Raw genomic sequence first — 1,017 nt, forward strand, 5'->3', positions numbered from 1 at the left:
CGTAGCGTGCGTTCTTCTTTATTCCTCTTTTTATCTAAACGCTCAACTTTTTGACCTTTACGTTTCTTTTGACCAAACAACATCAACTCATACGGAATCGTTTGTAATTTGCTTTGAACAGTCGGAACTTCAGGAAGTAACTGCTCTTGTTCAAAATGAATAGGGCGATTATCTGGTTCTGTGACTTGATTGTAATCATTATTCCACAGCAATCTAAATTCGGATGGCCTTAAAGCAACAGTATTAATCTCTTGCTGAAGCACATTACTCAAAAATATATCTATGCTGAGGTTTGGATTAAATTCGAGTACCATTTGCACATCATTAAATGCACGAAATCCACGGCGTTTAATTTGATATTGCAGATCCCCAAGACTTTTTTTCCTGCCTATCTTACTCAAGCTTTCTAAAATACAATCTTCAACTGAATGTTGCAGACAAAATTCTTTCTGAGCAGCTTTCAACTTTTTTAAATATTGCAAAATGAACTGCGCATATGGGTTAAAAAAAACATGTTTCCATTGGTACAACTTTCCCTGTTCTACATCGTTGCCATATTGAGAGTTTTCAACACGATAATGTAGTAACAATGGATTAGTGATTTTTTTGTAGTCCGAATGGTATAACCGAAAACAATTCAGATCTGTACCAAGCTCAATGGCCTCCTGCAATTGCTTCTGAATAGCAATCAAATGCTGTTCATCTGCACAGCCTGAAATATATATAAAACTTAAGCATAAATTTCCCCATAAGTACTTTGGTTCATTCCAATATTCAAATGAATCTTGCCAATACTGCCTTAATTCCTTAAGTACATGGATATGTAGATGCCCCTGTTCTAACCGTGACTCTGTACTCTCAATTTTTCTAGGCAGTACGATCCGTTTAGTATGTGGATTTAGCTTAATTCTGTATGATTTTTTATCTACATTCTGGTTGAATTGCTTCCTTCTTTTATTAAATTCATCTTCAGTAAATTGCATCAGTTTTGATTGTTCGTCTCGGCTCAACTTTTGA

The 1,017-nt window shown here is 35.3% G+C and carries 1 pseudogene; it reads right to left on the reverse strand.

Annotation, left to right across the window (positions count from 1 at the left end):
- Positions 1 to 1,017 (reverse strand): annotated as a pseudogene (locus FTV43_RS15855) (site-specific integrase); the annotation flags it as partial.

Origin of the sequence: Acinetobacter sp. YH16053, assembly GCF_013417035.1 — a bacterium.
GTDB lineage: Bacteria > Pseudomonadota > Gammaproteobacteria > Pseudomonadales > Moraxellaceae > Acinetobacter > Acinetobacter towneri.